22 protein-coding genes and 1 pseudogene are annotated in these 18,214 nt (G+C 42.2%); 10 read left to right on the top strand and 13 right to left on the bottom strand.

Annotation, left to right across the window (positions count from 1 at the left end; all coding sequences use genetic code 11):
- Nucleotides 1-160 precede the first annotated feature (160 nt).
- Together V7K46_RS22535 and V7K46_RS22530 are read left to right on the top strand one after the other, a co-directional pair.
- A complete protein-coding gene (locus V7K46_RS22535; protein ID WP_335116991.1) occupies nucleotides 161-652 on the top strand; it encodes a PEP-CTERM sorting domain-containing protein in 492 nt (163 codons plus the stop codon).
- 370 nt (nucleotides 653-1,022) lie between these two features.
- Complete coding sequence (locus V7K46_RS22530) at nucleotides 1,023-2,225, top strand: argininosuccinate synthase (RefSeq protein ID WP_335116989.1); 1,203 nt, start codon at nucleotides 1,023-1,025, stop codon at nucleotides 2,223-2,225.
- A 104-nt stretch (nucleotides 2,226-2,329) separates the two neighbouring features.
- Here the strand turns inward: V7K46_RS22530 and V7K46_RS22525 are convergent, their stop codons facing one another.
- Complete coding sequence (locus V7K46_RS22525) at nucleotides 2,330-2,962, bottom strand: DedA family protein (RefSeq protein ID WP_335116988.1); 633 nt, start codon at nucleotides 2,960-2,962, stop codon at nucleotides 2,330-2,332.
- A 487-nt stretch (nucleotides 2,963-3,449) separates the two neighbouring features.
- On the opposite strand from V7K46_RS22525, the gene V7K46_RS22520 reads away from it, so the two are divergent.
- Entirely contained in the window at nucleotides 3,450-3,800 is a 351-nt protein-coding gene (locus V7K46_RS22520) for an STAS domain-containing protein (protein ID WP_334958006.1), read from the top strand.
- Nucleotides 3,801-4,509: 709 nt separating this feature from the next.
- Here the strand turns inward: V7K46_RS22520 and V7K46_RS22515 are convergent.
- Both V7K46_RS22515 and rpsF read right to left on the bottom strand, forming a co-directional pair.
- Nucleotides 4,510-5,070, bottom strand: a complete 561-nt coding sequence (locus V7K46_RS22515; RefSeq protein ID WP_335116987.1) for an Npun_F5560 family protein — start codon at nucleotides 5,068-5,070, stop codon at nucleotides 4,510-4,512.
- Between the two features lie 217 nt (nucleotides 5,071-5,287).
- A complete protein-coding gene (rpsF, locus tag V7K46_RS22510; protein ID WP_335116985.1) occupies nucleotides 5,288-5,638 on the bottom strand; it encodes a 30S ribosomal protein S6 in 351 nt (116 codons plus the stop codon).
- Between the two features lie 175 nt (nucleotides 5,639-5,813).
- On the opposite strand from rpsF, the gene V7K46_RS22505 reads away from it, so the two are divergent.
- Complete coding sequence (locus V7K46_RS22505; protein ID WP_335116983.1) at nucleotides 5,814-5,984, top strand: hypothetical protein; 171 nt, start codon at nucleotides 5,814-5,816, stop codon at nucleotides 5,982-5,984.
- A 61-nt stretch (nucleotides 5,985-6,045) separates the two neighbouring features.
- Nucleotides 6,046-6,819 (top strand): fumarylacetoacetate hydrolase family protein, encoded by a 774-nt coding sequence (locus V7K46_RS22500; RefSeq protein ID WP_335116981.1) that lies wholly within the window; start codon nucleotides 6,046-6,048, stop codon nucleotides 6,817-6,819.
- A 3-nt stretch (nucleotides 6,820-6,822) separates the two neighbouring features.
- On the opposite strand, the gene V7K46_RS22495 is transcribed toward V7K46_RS22500, so the two are convergent.
- Together V7K46_RS22495 and V7K46_RS22490 are read right to left on the bottom strand one after the other, a co-directional pair.
- The gene (locus V7K46_RS22495) at nucleotides 6,823-7,302 is read right to left on the bottom strand and encodes a Tic20 family protein (protein WP_335116979.1); all 480 of its coding nucleotides are present in this window, start codon (nucleotides 7,300-7,302) and stop codon (nucleotides 6,823-6,825) included.
- A gap of 81 nt (nucleotides 7,303-7,383) precedes the next feature.
- Nucleotides 7,384-7,581 carry a hypothetical protein gene (locus V7K46_RS22490; RefSeq protein ID WP_335116977.1) on the bottom strand — a complete coding sequence of 66 codons (198 nt, stop codon included), beginning with the start codon at nucleotides 7,579-7,581 and terminating at the stop codon, nucleotides 7,384-7,386.
- Nucleotides 7,582-8,177: 596 nt separating this feature from the next.
- Between V7K46_RS22490 and V7K46_RS22485 the strand changes: the two genes are divergently transcribed.
- Nucleotides 8,178-11,030, top strand: coding sequence for a hypothetical protein (locus V7K46_RS22485; protein WP_335116975.1), 2,853 nt, complete (start codon nucleotides 8,178-8,180; stop codon nucleotides 11,028-11,030).
- A 192-nt stretch (nucleotides 11,031-11,222) separates the two neighbouring features.
- Nucleotides 11,223-11,369, top strand: a complete 147-nt coding sequence (psaI, locus tag V7K46_RS22480) for a photosystem I reaction center subunit VIII (protein WP_335116973.1) — start codon at nucleotides 11,223-11,225, stop codon at nucleotides 11,367-11,369.
- Nucleotides 11,370-11,689: 320 nt separating this feature from the next.
- Here psaI and V7K46_RS22475 read toward each other — a convergent pair whose 3' ends face one another.
- The 6 genes from V7K46_RS22475 to V7K46_RS22450 form a co-directional block, all read right to left on the bottom strand.
- Nucleotides 11,690-11,809 carry a photosystem II reaction center protein J gene (locus V7K46_RS22475; protein ID WP_012411803.1) on the bottom strand — a complete coding sequence of 40 codons (120 nt, stop codon included), beginning with the start codon at nucleotides 11,807-11,809 and terminating at the stop codon, nucleotides 11,690-11,692.
- A gap of 70 nt (nucleotides 11,810-11,879) precedes the next feature.
- Nucleotides 11,880-12,002 carry a photosystem II reaction center protein L gene (locus V7K46_RS22470; protein WP_335045246.1) on the bottom strand — a complete coding sequence of 41 codons (123 nt, stop codon included), beginning with the start codon at nucleotides 12,000-12,002 and terminating at the stop codon, nucleotides 11,880-11,882.
- 8 nt (nucleotides 12,003-12,010) lie between these two features.
- Nucleotides 12,011-12,148, bottom strand: a complete 138-nt coding sequence (gene psbF / locus V7K46_RS22465; RefSeq protein WP_174708531.1) for a cytochrome b559 subunit beta — start codon at nucleotides 12,146-12,148, stop codon at nucleotides 12,011-12,013.
- 9 nt (nucleotides 12,149-12,157) lie between these two features.
- Nucleotides 12,158-12,406 carry a cytochrome b559 subunit alpha gene (gene psbE / locus V7K46_RS22460; protein WP_298906511.1) on the bottom strand — a complete coding sequence of 83 codons (249 nt, stop codon included), beginning with the start codon at nucleotides 12,404-12,406 and terminating at the stop codon, nucleotides 12,158-12,160.
- A 173-nt stretch (nucleotides 12,407-12,579) separates the two neighbouring features.
- A complete protein-coding gene (locus V7K46_RS22455; protein WP_335116971.1) occupies nucleotides 12,580-13,602 on the bottom strand; it encodes a photosynthesis system II assembly factor Ycf48 in 1,023 nt (340 codons plus the stop codon).
- A gap of 464 nt (nucleotides 13,603-14,066) precedes the next feature.
- The gene (locus V7K46_RS22450; protein WP_335116969.1) at nucleotides 14,067-14,402 is read right to left on the bottom strand and encodes a rubredoxin; all 336 of its coding nucleotides are present in this window, start codon (nucleotides 14,400-14,402) and stop codon (nucleotides 14,067-14,069) included.
- A 330-nt stretch (nucleotides 14,403-14,732) separates the two neighbouring features.
- Here V7K46_RS22450 and ndhC point away from each other — a divergent pair, with 330 nt between their 5' ends.
- Genes ndhC through V7K46_RS22435 form a run of 3 tightly spaced genes read left to right on the top strand, consistent with a single transcriptional unit; the run spans nucleotide 14,733 to nucleotide 16,370 of the window.
- Entirely contained in the window at nucleotides 14,733-15,095 is a 363-nt protein-coding gene (gene ndhC / locus V7K46_RS22445) for a photosynthetic/respiratory NAD(P)H-quinone oxidoreductase subunit C (protein WP_196526961.1), read from the top strand.
- Entirely contained in the window at nucleotides 15,086-15,823 is a 738-nt protein-coding gene (gene ndhK / locus V7K46_RS22440; RefSeq protein WP_273762107.1) for a photosynthetic/respiratory NAD(P)H-quinone oxidoreductase subunit K, read from the top strand. The genes ndhC and ndhK overlap by 10 nt, the downstream gene beginning before the upstream one ends.
- A gap of 16 nt (nucleotides 15,824-15,839) precedes the next feature.
- On the top strand, nucleotides 15,840-16,370 hold the full coding sequence (locus V7K46_RS22435) for an NAD(P)H-quinone oxidoreductase subunit J (RefSeq protein WP_335117178.1): 531 nt from the start codon (nucleotides 15,840-15,842) through the stop codon (nucleotides 16,368-16,370).
- A 108-nt stretch (nucleotides 16,371-16,478) separates the two neighbouring features.
- Here V7K46_RS22435 and V7K46_RS22430 read toward each other — a convergent pair.
- Both V7K46_RS22430 and V7K46_RS22425 read right to left on the bottom strand, forming a co-directional pair.
- Nucleotides 16,479-17,339 (bottom strand): annotated as a pseudogene (locus V7K46_RS22430) (Rpn family recombination-promoting nuclease/putative transposase).
- A gap of 228 nt (nucleotides 17,340-17,567) precedes the next feature.
- On the bottom strand, nucleotides 17,568-18,214 hold a 647-nt coding region (locus V7K46_RS22425), incomplete at its 5' end, for a HEAT repeat domain-containing protein (protein ID WP_335116966.1).

The raw sequence follows: 18,214 nt of genomic DNA, 5'->3' as shown, positions 1-18,214 counted from the left end.
TTTCACACAAATCTTGATACATATAGATTTATCGTAAGGGCACAGCATTGCTGTGCCCCTACCAACGTATTTGTATCATTATTAAGGTGAAACGGTATTACACGTCTCTCTCATAAAACTATTTCAGTCTTTTTGTACCTGTTCTTTATCAAGTAAAAAAATGACTGACTCCATTTTCAAGAAATTAGCAGCTGTAACGATGGGAACTGCTTTGATTTTTGCAGGCGGAGAAATTATGCCCGTCCAGGCTGCACAACTCACTTATCATTTCTCTAATACTAATAAAACTCTGACAGGCGCTTTTTCGTTTGACCAGGCAGCTGCTGCTGACCAACAAATAACGACTTCAGAAGGCTTAAAGATTTTTGCTACCTACAATGGCCAGTCCTATACTGAAGCAAATGATCCATTAGCGTTAGTTTTAACTGACTCTTCGGGAAAAATTCCTGAAGGACAGGGATTAGGGTTACAATTTACACCGGGCACTTTTGAAGTTTACAGTGGCAATTTTATTGATCTAAATGACGTTCAGATTATCAGTTACACCAGCGTTCCTGAGCCAAATTTTACCCTTGGGTTATCTGTGTTGGGACTGGGTGTATTATTTGCCAAAAAGCAACTATCTTCTAGGTCATCAAGCACAAAAGCTTGAACCAAGTTATCAAGAATAAAGTGTTAGGCAGTTAATTTGCATCTATTTAAAACAGGGTAGAATTATCCACCCTGTTACTAATTTCTTATATTTATAAAAGATGTAATATATAATACATGAATTATTTAGTATCGTAAAAATTGATATTTTTAAAGTTATATCTAGCTTTCAGGCACAGATGCTGTACTTCATCTAGTTGATCGCTCTATTTGCAAACTTCGATTATAATTAACCACAAATCAACCTATGCAGATTCTTCTGTCTGAGTTTGCTGACAATCTGCCTATAGGTTGTTGCAGAAATAAAATATACATGCATTAGTTTAGATATAATAATGACTCATTGTTTGTTTTCCTAACTGGAGAAATTAATGGGTCGCGCCAAAAAGGTTGTCCTGGCATATTCTGGCGGAGTCGATACCTCAGTTTGCATCCCCTACCTCAAAAAGGAGTGGGGTGTGGAAGAGGTGATTACCCTAGCAGCAGATTTAGGTCAGGGAGATGAATTAGAGCCAATTCGAGAAAAAGCTCTGAAATCCGGTGCAAGTGAATCCCTAGTGGCGGATGTCAAAGACAGCTTCGTTAAAGATTACGCCTTTGGAGCGATTCAAGCCAACGCCCTCTATGAAAATCGTTATCCTCTAGGAACTGCCCTTGCCCGTCCACTGATCGCTAAGGTATTAGTAGAAACCGCTGAAAAATATGGTGCTGATGCGATCGCTCACGGTTGTACCGGCAAGGGTAACGATCAGGTTCGCTTTGATGTCTCTGTTACCGCCCTCAACCCCAATCTGAAGATCCTCGCACCAGCCAGAGAATGGGGAATGAGCCGTGAAGAAACGATCGCCTATGGGGAAAAGTTTGGTATCCCCTCACCAGTCAAAAAATCCTCTCCCTACAGCATTGACAAGAATTTGCTCGGTCGTAGTATTGAAGCTGGTTTACTTGAAGATCCGTCATTTGAGCCACCAGAAGAAATTTATGAGATGACCAAAGCGATCGCTCACACTCCCAATGAGCCAGAGTATATCGAAATTGGTTTTTACGGTGGTATTCCGACAACCTTGAATGGCATAGCTAAAAAGCCAGTTGAGCTAATTGAACAACTCAATCAGGTGGTAGGAAATCACGGTATCGGACGGATCGATATGATTGAAAACCGTTTGGTGGGGATCAAATCGCGGGAAATCTACGAATCACCCGCGATGTTAGTGCTAATTCAGGCACATAGGGATTTAGAAAGCTTGACTTTAACAGCAGATGTCACCCATTACAAACGTGGGATTGAAGAAACTTACAGCCAAATTGTTTATAACGGTCTCTGGTACAGTCCACTCAAACTTGCACTAGATGCCTTTATTCAAAAGACACAAGAACGAGTCTCCGGAACTGTGCGAGTGAAGTTATTCAAGGGCAACTCTACAATAGTTGGGCGTTCGAGCGATAATTCCCTGTATACTCCTGATTTAGCAACCTACGGAGCCGAAGACCAATTTGACCACAAAGCTGCTGAAGGCTTTATCTACGTTTGGGGACTACCAACTCGCATTTGGTCGCAGCAAGTTAGGGGTTAGGAGTTAGGAGAGACGCGATTAATCGCGTCTGTACAGGAGTTAGGAGTTAAGAATGCAAAATACAAGAAGTGAAAGTTAAAAGAAATAACTTTTCACTTTATTTCTCACTCCTCACTCCTCACTTCCTTAACTTGGCGAGACTCTAACCACAGGGGCACAACAATTAAGGCAGCGAGGATCAGTAAGGCTGCGATCGCAAATTGACCCACCCAAGCAACCAATTGTTCTAAAGAGACAATTTTGCCAGCAAAAAAAGCTAATGTCACCATCAAACTAGCCCAAGCAGCTGCTCCTAACAAGTTGTATAAAAAGAATTTTCCAAAGGGCATTTCGGCTACACCAGCTAGTGGTGCAGCAAAAACTCGCAACAACGCCAAAAAACGTCCAAAAAATACTGCTTTAGCAGCATTTTGACTAAATTGATCTTTAATAGTCAGCAGCCGCACTTCCGAAATCCGAAGTATGCTACCAACTTTTACCAGAAAAGGCCAACCGCTAACTCTACCAATCCAATAACCACAAGTGCCACCAATGACAGCACCCATAATCGCGTCACCGAGAACTAGCCAGAAATTTAGTTCATCACTGCCAGCTAGAAATCCGCCCACTATGGTCACGGTTTCACCAGGAAGAGGAATGCCTAAATTTTCTAGCAAAATTCCCAAAAAAATTGCCCAATACCCGTATATGTGGGCGACTTTCTGGATGTTTTCTAGTGAAATCAACTCTAAAGACATCCTGCACCGCCGGCTTTACAAATTTTTACTTTTATTATATCTTTGCTTGTTTTTGAGCGGGGTGTCAATCAAGCCGCTATATAGAGTCATTTAGTCATTAATTTAATTCTGAATTAACCATAGTTTAATAGTCTATGATAACGATGAACTTTTGACTATTAACTATGCAACTTTTATAACTAAGTACCACAACTTCATATTTTTTTTTTAAAAATTAAAAAATTCATAAAAAATTTATAAATATCTAGTTAAATGATAAAAATATTGTAAAAGATGCGGTTGATACCGAAATTGTTAGGCGCTTATGCCTATATTGATGAAAGTTATCACAAATTATACGGCATGAATACTGAATTAATCTCTCTCAACTGCACGACTGCAATTGCCCAAATAGCTGGGTAAAACAGTAATTTTGCGGTTGAAAGAGAAAAGGTATTGATGTCTTTTTTCAATTTTTTGTCAAGTGTTCCAACTACCCTATAAATTCATGACTCTTACACAAGAACTTCAAGTGATTTTGTTTAAACCCCAAGGAAGCATAGATTTGGAAGGCGGTAAGGCTTTAAGTCAACAGATGGCTGGAGTAGTACCCCAAGCTGATCAACTCTGGGTTATCGACCTAGTAGAAGTTAATTTCATGGACAGTTCTGGGCTAGTTCCTTTAGTAAAAGGGTTGAAAGCTGCACGTCAGAGTGGTTGCCGCTTGGTTTTATGCAATGTGCAAGCTCCTGTACGGCTAATTTTTGAACTTACCCATTTAGATTCAGTGTTTGAAATTTTTCACACTTACGAAGACATTTTTACTGCCGAAAATAATAGTCTGGTGCTAGCACGCTAACTAATAAATCTACCTTTAGAAGGATGGTAGAGTCAATCAATATTTGCATTCTTTCACATTTTCCCAAATATCCTTACCGAATTTACGATGTTTAAATTTTGGATTTTGGATTTTGGATTGAAGATTCAAAATCCAAAATTTAAAAAGGTTTGTCCCTTGCGCGTCTGGTAGAGTTGCCCCCGAATTAGAACGCGAGAATAATTCTATTATCCAAAATCTAAAATTAATTAACTTTTCAAGTGACTTGATTGCTGGGGTCTATCTAAATTCTATTATCTAAAATCCAAAATTGATTGACATCCTTAAAGATAACAGTCTGGTGCAAGCAGGCTGATTTTTTATTTTATCTAGATAAGAAATGTTGAGCAAAACTCATGGCTTTAAGCTAGATAGGATCAATGACAGATGAATGAATCTGCTTGTTGTTCGCCAATCTACCTAAGACATGTTTAGTAGGAAATAACCAAAATCGGTTAAAGCAAATGCAATTCTTTGTGATCCTCCCCAGCCTCTGCAAATTACTTTGAGCTAATTAGACTTGTCCGACGCAACTAGTGCAAGGAACCAAGAGGTAAGAAAGGTTAGAATATCAGCCTTTGCGTTATTTCTAACTCTATAGTTATTTTTGCCTTGATGTACTACTTGGATGTCTCCAAGATTCTTTGCCGCGCCAATTTCTTACCTCTTCGATTCCACTATAATCGTAACTTTAGACATTCTGGGGAGTAGAAATGTTAGTTTGTTCGGATGCTGGGCGGGGAAAATTTGGCAAATCAATGCCGCTGTGACTAGCATTGCGAGTTTTGAGTGCTAAACGGTAACTCACACTTTGCAGTTCTGCTTGTAGTTGGCGGTTTTCCCGTTGAAGCATTGCTACTTTTTCTCTGACTGGCGTCATCCGTTCCTCAAACTTGCGACGGTAAATTTGAGGCAACTCTTGTACTACTTGCTCTAACATCCGAGTGCGATCGGTGAGTTCTTGAACTGACTGTCGCAATTGGTAAATTTCGGAGTCACGAGTTGTAATTTGCTCTTGGTAGAACGCCACCTGCTGCTCCACAGCTTGGAGTTGTTCTTGCAAAGCCTGTAACTGGGCCAGATCGCGCTCAACCTCCGGCTGCTGGGGCATAAAACTAGTGTTACCCTTTACTAGCCGGAAGAGTTCTTGAGATAGTTGTTGCACTAATTGATCGCGAAGTTGCAACTCTTGGCGTAGCTGCGATACTTCCGTAGAGAGAACTTGAATATTGGGTGTATCAGATTGGCTCACAGTAGCTTACAGCTCCCATTCAGAATCTTGTCCTCTCTTAGGTATAACTGCGGGAGTACTACCTTTGGCAAGTATTTGTTAATTTAGCATTCCCAGACAAGTCACGAAAAAAGAAAAAGACAAAATTTTACCGAATGGGATTGGGTATGGAGCATTGGGCATTGGTTTCTCCCACTCCCCCTGCTTCTGTACTCTGCTGTTCCCTACTCCCTACTCCTTAGACCGTTGCAGCCACTTTAGCGGGCTTTTCCTTTTCCTCTTTAGGGGGTTTTTCCTCTGCGATATCCTGCTTAATTGTCAGATAGCGAATCACTTCTTCACTCAAACGCATGGCGCGTTCAAAGGGGGCGATCGCAGTTGCAGGTGCAGTGTAGTTTAACTGGATGTAGATGCCATCACGGTGTTTTTTGATTTCATAAGCGAGGCGACGTTTACCACGATTTTGAATTTGGATATCCTCGGCACCTTGGTCGCGAAGCAAATTCTGATATTTAGTAATTGCTTGCTCTATCAGTTCGTCTCCCAGGTCAGGACGAAGGATGTACATTGTTTCGTAGTTTGTAGTCATATTTTTGAGTCTCCTCATGGACAAAAATGGCTGCTGATATTGATTTATACTTGATATAAATTTTACATATCAGTATTAATCAACATCTGAAGCAACAAGGAACTATAATCTTACCAGTTTTCAATTTTGTTTCATTAGCCAAATCGCCAAGGTTTGGATTTTTTGGATGTCCTTAATGAAAACTAAGTTGGGAGACGACCCCGATATTTCTTTAGCAAGTAAGAATCCATTTGCTGGCGATCGCCAGCAAATTGATCAAGCTATCAGCTTCGCCAACGGGTGTGTTTCCCTAAAGGCATCTATAGCGCTTTTAGGTTCAAGGCTGAATCGGTTCGCTAAAAGCTAACTGAGGATTGCTACTTGCTCACAGCAACAAAAAAGCAGATAAAAGGATATTCATCAAGGTTATGGCGCAGCGCTATGTGCGAATTCAAAATCAAGAAGGACAGATTTACTATGGGATACTACAACTATCCCTGAATGTGCAGGTGCTAGATGCTCCGCCCTGGTTAGAAGGACAATCCACTGATTTAATTTTGACACCAGAAGATTACGAAATTCTGGCTCCCTGCGCTCCCTCAAAAATTGTGGCGGTGGGTAAGAATTATGCAGATCATGCAGCCGAAATGGGAACTCCAGTACCTTCTGAGCCACTAATCTTTCTCAAGCCACCTACGTCTATCATTCCATCTGAGAGGGAAATTAAATATCCTCCTCAGTCACAAAGAGTTGACTACGAAGGAGAGTTAGCATTAGTGATTGGCGATTACGCCTATGAATGTACACCAGAGGTAGCCCAAACCAAAATTTGGGGCTACACCATCGCCAATGACGTAACAGCGCGAGATTTACAAAAACAGGATGGTCAATGGACACGAGCCAAAGGTTTTGATACTTTTTGTCCCTTGGGTCCTTGGATTGTGCGGGAATTAAATCCAGGAGCGAGATTGCAGACTTTTGTGAATGACGACGCCAATCCAGTCCAATCTGCCTGTATCAATCAGATGGTCTTTTCCCCGGATGTTCTAGTTTCCTATATCAGTCAGGTTATGACGCTACTACCTGGTGATTTGGTGCTTACAGGTACGCCAGAGGGTGTAAGTCCATTGCATCCAGGCGATCGCGTCCGCGTAGAAATTGAAGGTATTGGTCGCCTGGAAAACATCGTAACGGTTCGTTAACTTCTAACGCACTTGCATATACACTGCATCGGAAATCGCCGGAATTTCCGCATAACGTCCGCTCAACGACTGGATGACTGAATATCCAACTGCTGCCACTATGCCTAGAAAAATGGTGTTGGCTACTGTTTCTATTGCAAAGCCAGTACCAGGAACCTTTCCTAAAGCTCCCACCACTATGGAACACAAAAATATAACTATGTCCAGAAGAATTGCCTGCATTGTGTTGAAACGAATGAAGTGACTGATTTTTTCGTTTCTTACCACCAATAGGAACAACGCAAAAAACACAATTATTTGTCCAAATTGTCCTAAACTACCGTAAATTAGTAACACTGGTTGCAGTGGTAAAAGCAGGACTCTTAGTGCTGGAAACTGATTCAACAAAAAGCTGCCAAAAACTAAACCATCAATTAGGGGCAGCAAATAAGGCAAGGAAGCAAAAATCCGATCTGAAACCGTTATAGACCCGCGCCAAGACATTATGCGTTCTCCTATGATGAAATTTCTATACTTACTTGAGCTTAGGATAACGCAGTTAGTTGGTCTTGCTGGCAAATTCAACTATTCTATATGGGCGATGCGAAAGCCCATCATACACTCGTACTGGTCTGGCTGCTGTTGAGTAAGTTTGCGAATGGCTTGACCACAGCGCAGTTTACCCCCACGCCAACGGGGTTGACCGCTCCCGTCAGCAAGTAAACAAGACTGGCAAACTTGCTCAGGGGCAAAGATTTGCTCGTCCATTAAAATGACTAGCATCGAATCCCTCCTGTAAATCCTCATTGTCACCCACATTTCACTCAGGGGAGGACACGCTTTGTCGCAGTTTGAACCGCTTCAGGTAGGTTGGGCGCGTTTGACAAAGTGGTTTATTGTGATTGGCGATGGCGCTTTGCACCCGGCGTGGGCGATCGCAGAGGACACTTAAAAGGCACATCCTAGCTCTTGATAGCAAAAATGTGGGCAATCACAATTCAAGAAAAATTATCAAGTGAATCTTAATTTATTGTATGTGTCTATTGCAAATTGAATATCCTGGTAAAAAATAATACAGGATTATTCCCACTAAGTTGAACACACACAACTAACGGTATTCATTGCATTCCTGTTTATTTAGCACTGGAGAGCGTCAAAGTTAATATTCAGGAAACAACAAAAGCTTTATGCACAAGCAAGACGACGAACCAGTAAATTTCCCTTGATGCGACTAGTTAAAGTGCGAGAACTCAAGTAAGTAAAACTGAGTTAACTTGATAGCCATTTAAGGGATGCATTTACAAATTACTGAGGTAAACTTGCAAGCAAGGTAATAGACAATATTACTAAGCGACTCGTCGGTCTGAACATCACTTACAATGGAACACTGGCAATTTCTGATACAGAAACAAGGCGCTCGCTCGTGGCATATCCTAGAATCGCCAAATTTGCAGATTTTGGAAGGGCATTATAGAGTTTTAGCTCGTTCTAACCTTCCGAATACAGACGTGGAAGTGCGGGTAACTCACTCTTCAACCCATGAAGTTCAACCAAAGCAGCGAATTTTCAAGCGATCGCGTCGGACTAATTCAGAGGGCTTAATGGCGCTAATTCCCTTTACCTACTTCGCTCCGGGAGTTTGGGAGTTACGCTGTAGCGGCGATTTGATGTCGGATTTGCTGGGTAAATCTTGGCAATACAGTGTCCAACTTCAAGTCTTGTCCCAGGAAGGAGAGGGGAAGCAGGGGGAGAATGTAGAATCAAATTCACCTGATCACCCAGATCCTGTTTCTGAAAACTTGGAATGCACTGCCCCAGTAGAACCCACAGTTACGTTAGATAAAGCGATCGCTATTTCCACAGAACTGGCAATTGCTACACATAACAACTCCGCTACCATTGTTTTGCCAAATGAAAGAAACTTGGAATCTACTGTCCCACTAGAACCGGCAATTACGCTAGATAAAGCGATCGCTGTCTCCACAGAAGTGGCAATTACTACAGACAGTAAGCTTAGTACCACTGTTCTGCTAGATGAAACAGAAGAAGATATAGTTAGCGATGAGCCTGTGAGTCCTGTGTGGCTCAAAGGTGAGACAGTAGAGCAGATTTTACAAAATTTAATAGATTTAGCTTTACCCACCTCTGAACCCCTACCCAAAGATGAAAAGGTTACAGATTCTCCAGCAACACAACCACCGCCACCATTACTGCTAACTTTAGGTGAAGATACTTACATTGCTCGTTGGGGACAAGCTCTTACAATCAATGGACATATAGAACTCAAAGAAAAGATAAATCTAGATCAGGCTGAAACATCATCCCCAAAAAGCCTGCGGGCACTTGAACTAGGAATTGAACTGCGATCGCCCAATAACTCAAAAATCTTAACCCAGGTACGGCAACCCTTACCAGATCAGGAGTTGCCCTTCACTATCAATACCTCAATTGATATTCCTGCTGACTGTGAATCTAAGTTAATTTTGGCAGATATCAGTTTGTATGGTAGATTCGCCGATGTTGCTCAAGTCATCCGGTTAGCCAGCCAGTCGTTCACCATTACAGCAGATGTAACAGAATTACTGGCAATCACAGCCGCAGCAAAATCTAGTACATCGTTAAAAAATGACCCCATAGCACCATCTGACTCGTCTACTGCTTTCACTGAGCCGGAAACCGCTGTGAGGATCGATTTGAAACTATTCAATCTGGTCAAGATTCCAAAAACAGACCAGTCTCAGATCCTTAATCCATCCCCAAATACACCCCTACCACCGCAAATTAACCTGCAAGTTCTGCGAGAAGCCACCCTGCGGACATCTAAATTAAAGAGTTCAGTCACTTCGCCTCAATTGCCGAAATTGCCACCTGTTCAAACTGATGTTAATCTTGCCACAGATGTTGTTGCAGAACCTTCTACACAGGAGGAGCTTTTAGAAAAGGATGCTCCTATAGCTACCATCAACTTGGAGCAGTTGGTCATCAAGCAACGTCGAATGCCAATACTCGACGCTACTTTTCCATACTTGAGACGGCTACAAGCTTTGCCGGGTGATACAGAGGAAGTAAAAAACAATGTCCCCCCAGATGCATTGGAAGTTCAAGCGGCTGAAGACTTCCCGCAGTTGGAGGCAATTATAGTTGAAGATGAAAATACACTTGAATTAGTGCTAGGTGATGCACAATTCCAGGAAGAATCTGTTGCTGCACTAGAAGCCCAGCCAAATGAACAATTCCAGGAAGAATCTGTTGCTGCACTAGAAGCCCAGCCAAATGAACAATTCCAGGAAGAATCTATTGCTGTACTAGAAGCCCAGCCAAATGCACAATTGATTAAAACAGGTAACCTTTACTCATCTCCCCTGCTCAGGAAGTGGATGCAGAGCCAAGGATACTCTTTGCCTGAATCCATCAATGAACTGGAACCTGAAGACTACGATAACTATGTTCCAGCCCAGCAGACCCAACTTACTCTTAATGCTGAAACTCCCAATGTTGATGTCAACTTGCCGTTAAGCCTGGATGCTGATATAAAGACACAGGAAGAAGCCCAAGAGGCGGTTTTTGATCTTGGTAACTTTGGGGAAGATGTAGACACAGCAAAGGAAACTGATCTAGAGACAGTGGAAAATACGCTAGGAGAAAAAGTATCTGAACCAACACTCTCAATGGCTTTAGTAAGACAACTACCGCCCCCTCCTCCTCCGATAAAAATAAATATAGCGTCAGCTTGGTTGGCGCAAGAAATCGTTGTAGATGACATATATAGTGAACTGGAAGCCGAGGCGAAGAAGAATTACTCCTTTGAACAAGAGAAGCAACCACCGTTAGTATCCCCTTCTCTACCCATTACTGCGGCAGCCATTGAGCCTTTGCCAATTCCCCAACTGCATGTACCAGAAGGCGAACTAATCGCCGGCAAGTATATCATAGTGCGCGTAGTACTCCCTGAAGTACCTCCACAAGTGGTTATCAAGTTATGGGTTGAAGATTATCAAACTCGCTGGTTACTAAATGGGCCCCATTTATTGACAAATTTATTACCTAATGCATTGGGAGGGTTGGAAGTGATGACCCTATTAAACATTCCCTTTGGCTGTTTGGAAATTCGCTTAGAAGCGATCGCACTTGATCTGACAACCCAACAGGAAAGTCACAAAGTGACAATAGTGCGAACTGTGATTCCTCCAGACTTGCCAAATTTGCATCTAGATGAACTCCTGGGTATGTGATAGCCAGGAACGAGTAACTTAGGAATCAGCAGGATGAGGGGGACAAGGAGGATAAAGAAAGAGTTTTTCCACTTAAAAGTCCTCATCTGCCAATATTGCCTGTGTTAATAATATGAAAGAATTTCAAAAATCTGGCAGAATTTGCAGTAAGCTCATTTTGAATTGTAGTGTGATTTGATAGGAACCTTTACTATGGCAGCTTATTTTTTGCCTTCTATCTTGGCTAGTACTTCGTACTTGTCTTCTATCCTCATTCCCATAATTGGTTGGGTTTTGCCAGGTGTGGTCTTCGCGTTTCTATTTTTATACATCGAAAGCGACGATATCAGCGATATTTAACTGATGTAGTCATTAGGAGCCACGGCGTTGCTCTGGTTTCCAGAGTTGTACCCCTGCTCAAAAGCCAGCTAGCAAGAGCGTCTCACTGTTACAACTCTTGTCACCACGGCGCAGTGGCTCCCCTTCTCCTTTTGGGAGAAGCAAGTGGCGTTCATTAGTCAAGTTTTCGGACAAGCGAGAGTTATTAATTCTGTCGGATACGTTTATTGACCAAAATTAATACCGCCCATCTCTATGAGACAGGCGGTTTTTTTAACGTTGATTTCTCAACAAATGCTAGAAAATCCTAACTTATAGTGTTCGGTTCAAACTAACTAATGTTAAATCGAAGAACCAAGTCCGGCGTAGGCACCATAAAAGAAAATGCCCAGGACTGTAATTATACCTAAACCTGCGATCGTAGCGACGACCCACAGGGGAATTCTCCCACTTCCAGACACAGCTTCTCTCCTCCCTTAACAACAAATCAACACAGATTCAATAAACAAACATTAACAACAGTAGTTCCAGTTAGTTAAAGAAGTAACTGGAAAACAGAATCCCCAGAACGAAAATGAATAGTAGTCCCAGGTATAGTGAAGTCCGGTTTAGTTCAACCGGCTGATTATTGGGATTGGGCGATCTTTCGGCCATAATTGCTCCTAACGGTGAATAAATTGCATTGCAGCGATCGCGCCTAAAAAGAATACAGTTGGTACACCTAAAGTGTGAACTGCCAGCCATCTAACGGTAAAAATTGGATAGGTAACTGGTTGATTGATGTTATTGCTGCTAGTCATAATCTCAAACTACTTTTCGATAAATTGTTCGACTTGTTTTTTAGCTTCAAAACGGTTCTTCACAATTGGCACTTCTTGGCGTGTTGGTGTGAAATACTCATTGGGACGAGGTGTGCCAAAAGCATCATAAGCCAGCCCAGTTTGCACAAATAGCCAACCTGCAATAAACAATGCCGGGATGGTGATGCTATGAATTACCCAGTAACGAACGCTGGTAATGATGTCCGAAAACGGACGTTCTCCAGTGGTACCTGACATTAGATCCCTACCTTTACATAGAGTGTTATTGAGTTTATTATCCTACAAAGTTAAGAAAGAGTTACAAGTTGCAACGTTCTTCTCAGAAATAAGATATCGGGCATGGGGCATTGCTTATTCTCCACTCTCTAGTCCTTACTTCCCACTCCCCACTCCCTGTGCCTCTTGGGTAACTAAGCAGCCTCTGCTGGGGAAGTTGTTTCAGGGTTTGGTAAATATTTGAGCAAAACGCCGCGATCGCCAATTATAAATCCCCGTTCTGCCTCTAAGAACACAATTTTATACAAATTAGCAGCAACTTCTTCCACTGCACGGTCTTTTTCCCAGGTTTTGCCACCGTCGCCACTCCGTAGCAAATTACCGCTACCGCCACCTATCCAAATTTCATTGGGTGTACGATATGCCAAATCCAGTAAACCCCAACTGGTGGATACCTCTGGATATTTTGCCTTTTCCCACTCTTCAGGTTTAGTTGGGTCACTAAACTGAATTTGGCCTCCCCTAGCTAGTAACCACAATTGCCCATTGTCAGTAAAGCCCATGTTTTCTAGCCGCCGAGAACTATTGCGGTTATGGGGTACCCAAGCATCTTGTCCTGGTTCCCAAGTCGAGTAAAAACTACCCTTAGCAGAAACTGCAATATATTTACCATCAGTAGAACGTTCCAAGTTACGTACTACACCTACTGCTGATTCTACCTGGGCTTTCCAGTTTTTGCCGCCATCTGTGGTCTTATATATTGCTCCGACATCAGTAGCCATTTCAGCTGTCTTGTTTGCCAGTGCCTTAATTGCGATCGGGCTACCTGGTAGCTTTTCGCTCAGGGGAATACGTGACCAAGAACCACCTTCATCGGTAGTGTGCAGCAACAGTCCAGGCTCTCCGGCAATCCAGCCTTCCTTACCTGCAAAACTTACTGAGTCAAAGCGATACTTTTGCTCATCCAGTTGCAATATTATCGGTTTCCAGGTATCACCACCGTCATTGGTTTCTAACAAGGTAGCATTGCTACCTACTAAGTAGCCATGTTCAGGATTTTTAGTAAAAGCAATATCCAGGAGATTCGAGTCTGTTGGCACAGAAATGACTTTCCAGGGGTTGTAGCTAACAGATGGGATTGTGCTACAACCTATACACATGAGGACTACTATCAACAAGGCAGCTATTCGTTGCCAACCTTTCACGATTGAATGCATTAGTATTTCTTAAGTTGTTTCTAAATTTCTGTAGCTGTTCTCTAAAAGGTTTACTGATACTTTTCTGCTAACATTTGCTTGCAAACATTTACATAAGTTGAGCAGATCAATCTCAACCAAGGCGTATCAACCGATGCATAAAAACAAGTTTTATACACTCTTACTTTTTTGCTTCTAGCGTGATTTTTGCTTTGAGAAGCAACATGTTTGCGATTACTTGCTGTAACACCTCAGAGGCAACTTATTAGTATAGAGGTTGCTTGACGTTACGGATTCTCACCTGATTCTCTGATATTTTATCAGAGAATACACTGTTAATCAATGTAAAAAAGTGATCATTTGTTAGCTTAATTAACCGCTCTGTGGAATAGATAAAACAACATATTTGTGTGATTATAATCACACAACCAATAATGAAAATCTCTTTCCCTACTTACTACTCCCTCTTTCTGAAATAACGGCTGTCATTGTAAACCGTAGAGACTGATAAAAAACAAGAAGCCAAGAGCCAAAGCACCAAAAATTAGGATATTCTTTTGGGTTGGCGTTAGGTTATTGACACCCAAACCGTAACCAAGATTTTCTTTGAAGCCGGATGCAGTACCCACAGGGCCGACGTTGGCGAAAGCGGTCTTCTTCGCGGCACAAACTGGACAGCGCCAATCTATGGGCAGTTCTGCAAAGGTTGTCCCTGAAGGAATATCATCCTTGTCGTCTCCCTTTTCCGGTTCGTAAACATAACCGCAGGCTCGACACTCGTAGCGGTCTAACACCGAAGTCTCAACAGCTGGTTCGCTCATGGCTAAGGCCTCGCAGAGGAGAAATCTTAAATATACGTTAAAAATTATGACATAATTGTTAGACTTTTCTATCGCTAGCAAAAACGAATTAAATAAGCTGTTGTGCGTCTGTTTCCCAGATTTCAGAAAAACCAAACAGATATAATGTAAAAGAAAGTAATGTAATTCAAGGGATTGGGCATAGGGCATGGGGCATAGGGCATAGGGCATTGGGTATTGGGTATTGTCAAAAATCAATAGTTATTCTCCCCTGCTCCTTCATCTCCCCACTCCCCACTCCCCACTCCCCAGTCACTACTTAAAATACTCCATAAGCGGTAGATACTCATTGTGTTTGTCCTCAGTGGTTACGAGTACCTTCTAGGCTTTTTCATCATCTGTAGCCTAGTGCCTGCCTTAGCGCTCTCAGCATCCAAGCTCCTACGACCCAGTGGTTACAGCCCAGAACGGCACACTACCTATGAATCTGGTATGGAACCCATCGGGGGAGCCTGGATTCAGTTCAACATCCGTTACTACATGTTTGCTCTGGTCTTCGTCGTCTTTGATGTGGAGACTGTATTCTTGTATCCTTGGGCGGTAGCTTTCCACCGTTTGGGGCTATTAGCATTTATTGAAGCGCTAGTCTTTATTGCAATTCTTGTAGTCGCCTTAGTTTACGCATGGCGTAAAGGAGCTTTGGAATGGTCTTGAATTCTAACTTAACAACCCAGGATAAAGAGCGAATCATCAACCCCATTGAGCGGACTAATGTCACTCAAGACCTTTCAGAAAACGTCATTTTGACGACGGTTGATGATCTCTACGACTGGGCGCGGCTTTCTAGTCTGTGGCCGTTGCTGTTTGGTACTGCTTGCTGCTTTATTGAGTTTGCAGCTTTAATTGGTTCCCGATTTGACTTTGACCGTTTTGGACTAATTCCCCGTTCTAGTCCCCGCCAAGCCGATTTAATTATTACGGCAGGGACTATTACGATGAAGATGGCTCCCCAACTGGTGCGTCTTTATGAACAAATGCCAGAGCCGAAGTATGTAATTGCGATGGGAGCTTGCACAATTACTGGTGGGATGTTCAGCGTTGATTCCCCCACGGCAGTGCGTGGAGTCGATAAACTGATTCCTGTGGATGTGTATTTGCCTGGTTGTCCTCCCCGTCCTGAAGCAATTATCGACGCAATCATTAAGCTGCGGAAGAAAATCGCCAATGAATCGATGCAAGAGCGGTATAAAATTAAGCAAACCCACCGCTACTACAGCACGACTCATAATTTGAAGCCAGTAGAGGAAATCTTAACTGGTAAGTATTTGCAGTCAGATACTCGCTCTGCACCACCGAAGGAATTGACGGAAGCGATTGGTATGCCAATACCACCTGCACTGCTGACAGCAAAGGCGCAAAAGGAGGAACAAACCCGTGGCTGAAGAAGAATCTAAACCCGTGGCTGAAGAAGAATCTGAACCGGTAGCAGCGGCCAAAGAAGAGTCATTGGTACAAGCTGGTAAAGTTTCCCAGTGGTTGACGGAAAATGGCTTTGACCATGAGTTTTTAGCACCAGACAAGAATGGTGTAGAGATAATTAAAGTGGGGGCAGATTTCTTGCTTCCTACTGCTACAGCCCTTTATGCCTACGGGTTTAATTATCTCCAGTTTCAAGGTGGTGTTGACCTTGGGCCAGGACAGGAATTGGCAAGTGTGTATCACTTGATTAAAGTGGGTGATAATAGCGATCGCCCCGAAGAAGTACGCTTAAAGGTGTTCTTACCACGGGAAAACCCTGTAGTGCCTTCTGTGTACTGGATTTGGAAGACCGCAGATTGGCAAGAGCGCGAGTCTTACGATATGTTCGGCATTATCTACGAAGGACACCCAAATCTCAAGCGGCTTTTGATGCCGGAAGATTGGGTAGGTTGGCCTTTGCGGAAGGATTACATCTCGCCTGATTTTTATGAGTTGCAGGATGCTTATTAAGTAGTGCTGAATGGAGACGCGATGAATCGCGTCTGTACAATGTAGTGCTGAGTTTCGGCAGTGATTAACCCCTTTCCGGTGGCGGAGAGGGGTTATGTTTTTGGTGTTTTATGTAAAGTTGGTTGACAAAATTTGCTGTAATTCATTGACTGTATTTACAGTTTTAATTGCCTGCTGAATTGTTTTTAATTTCTGCAAATCTGTAATTTGAGAGATTATCGGCATCAATTCTGAAGCTTGATTGCCAAACTTAATTTCTAATGCTAATTCAATCCCGGAATATAACTCTTCCTTTCTTCCTCGTTCTTCCCCTTTGCTAAAAATTTCCTGATACCAAGGCGACTGCTCTAAAAGTGCCATATCCCACCTCAGAATTTGTTGAACTATTGCACTATCTAATACAAAGGTAGCAAAAAATCCTAATACTGTTTCTAGTTGATTCAATTGTTCATCTGCACGTAATATTCGCAATGCGTCCCGAATCGTAGACTCGTTATCACCTCCTTTAAGGATGGGTACAAATGGAAGTAGTGATGGTAATGGTTGTGCAAAGGCAATGTTTACATCGACTTCTCACAGGTTAATGACACGGTAATCTTGAATAGCACGTAAACCAGCAATATTTAATGTATAACTTGTCGGTATTTCAGCGTCACTTGCCTTGAGGATATTAATTAGTACTGGATACGTGGGCAAATTATATTTTTCTTCTGCAAGTGCTGCGTATGCACGCATCCTGCGGGGCATTTCTGGTTTATAGCGTAGTTGTAATTCGTTAAGAACGAGAAATTTTCCATACTGGGGACTTTCGACACGGATTAGAACATCACTTTCTCGACTTATCCACTGAAATTCTGAGTTGAGAATTTCACCAGCAACAAGATCAGGAATTTGTGTTACCCATTTTACCCAGTTATCAGGTGCAAGGCTGATTAAGCGTTTGGTGCTGACATCGGCGGGTTTGATCATGGGGTTGTAAACGCACTGCAAAGATATAAAATAATTATACTTATGTGTGTATTACAGATATTCAGATTTTTGATTGGAATACTTCTGGAAAATGACCGCACCCGCTCTAAGATAATTTGAGAAGGTATCATCGCTTTTTAAATTACTTACCTAATCTCATTAATCCAGCTTTAAATAGCACTCAATAAAAAAAATGAAATTAATATCAGTAAGTTGGGTTTTTTAATTTTAAAGTGGGAATGAGTCACTATGCCAAGCTTGATAAAAGGCTGGATAAGTCATAGTTTTGGTGCAGTGCCAGATAATTTTATAAGCCTCATCTGATAAGTAATTTTTTAAAGCTGTGACAACTGCCGTCATCTTGTCAGATTCTGTTAAAATTTTCCCTAAACTTGATGCCGCTAACCTACGGGTTTCTTCCGATTGAGAATCACGAATTAACTCCACTAATGCAGTGATCACAGTGGGATTATCTGGAGCTATTTCCTCTAAAATTGATACCGCTTGCCTACGGGTTTCTTCCGATTGAGAATCACGAATTAACTCCACTAATGCAGTGATCACAGTGGGATTATTTTGAGTTATTTTCCCTAAATTTGATGCTGCTAGCCTACGGGTTTTTTCCGATTGAGAATTACGAATTAACTCTTCTAATGCAGTGATAACAGTGGGATTAATTGGAGCTATTTCCCTTAAACTTGATGCCGCTTCCCAACGGGTTTGTTCAGATTGAGAATTACGAATTAACTCTTCTAATGCAGTGATAACAGTGGGATTATTTGGAGCTATTTCCCTTAAACTTGATGCCGCTTCCCTACGGGTTTCTTCCGATTGAGAATCACGAATTAACTCCACTAATGCAGTGATAGCAGTGG

The organism is Nostoc sp. (assembly GCF_036917395.1).
Lineage (GTDB): Bacteria > Cyanobacteriota > Cyanobacteriia > Cyanobacteriales > Nostocaceae > Nostoc.
The sequence above is the reverse complement of the archived record's forward strand: the minus strand, read 5'-3'. Positions and strand labels throughout refer to the sequence as shown.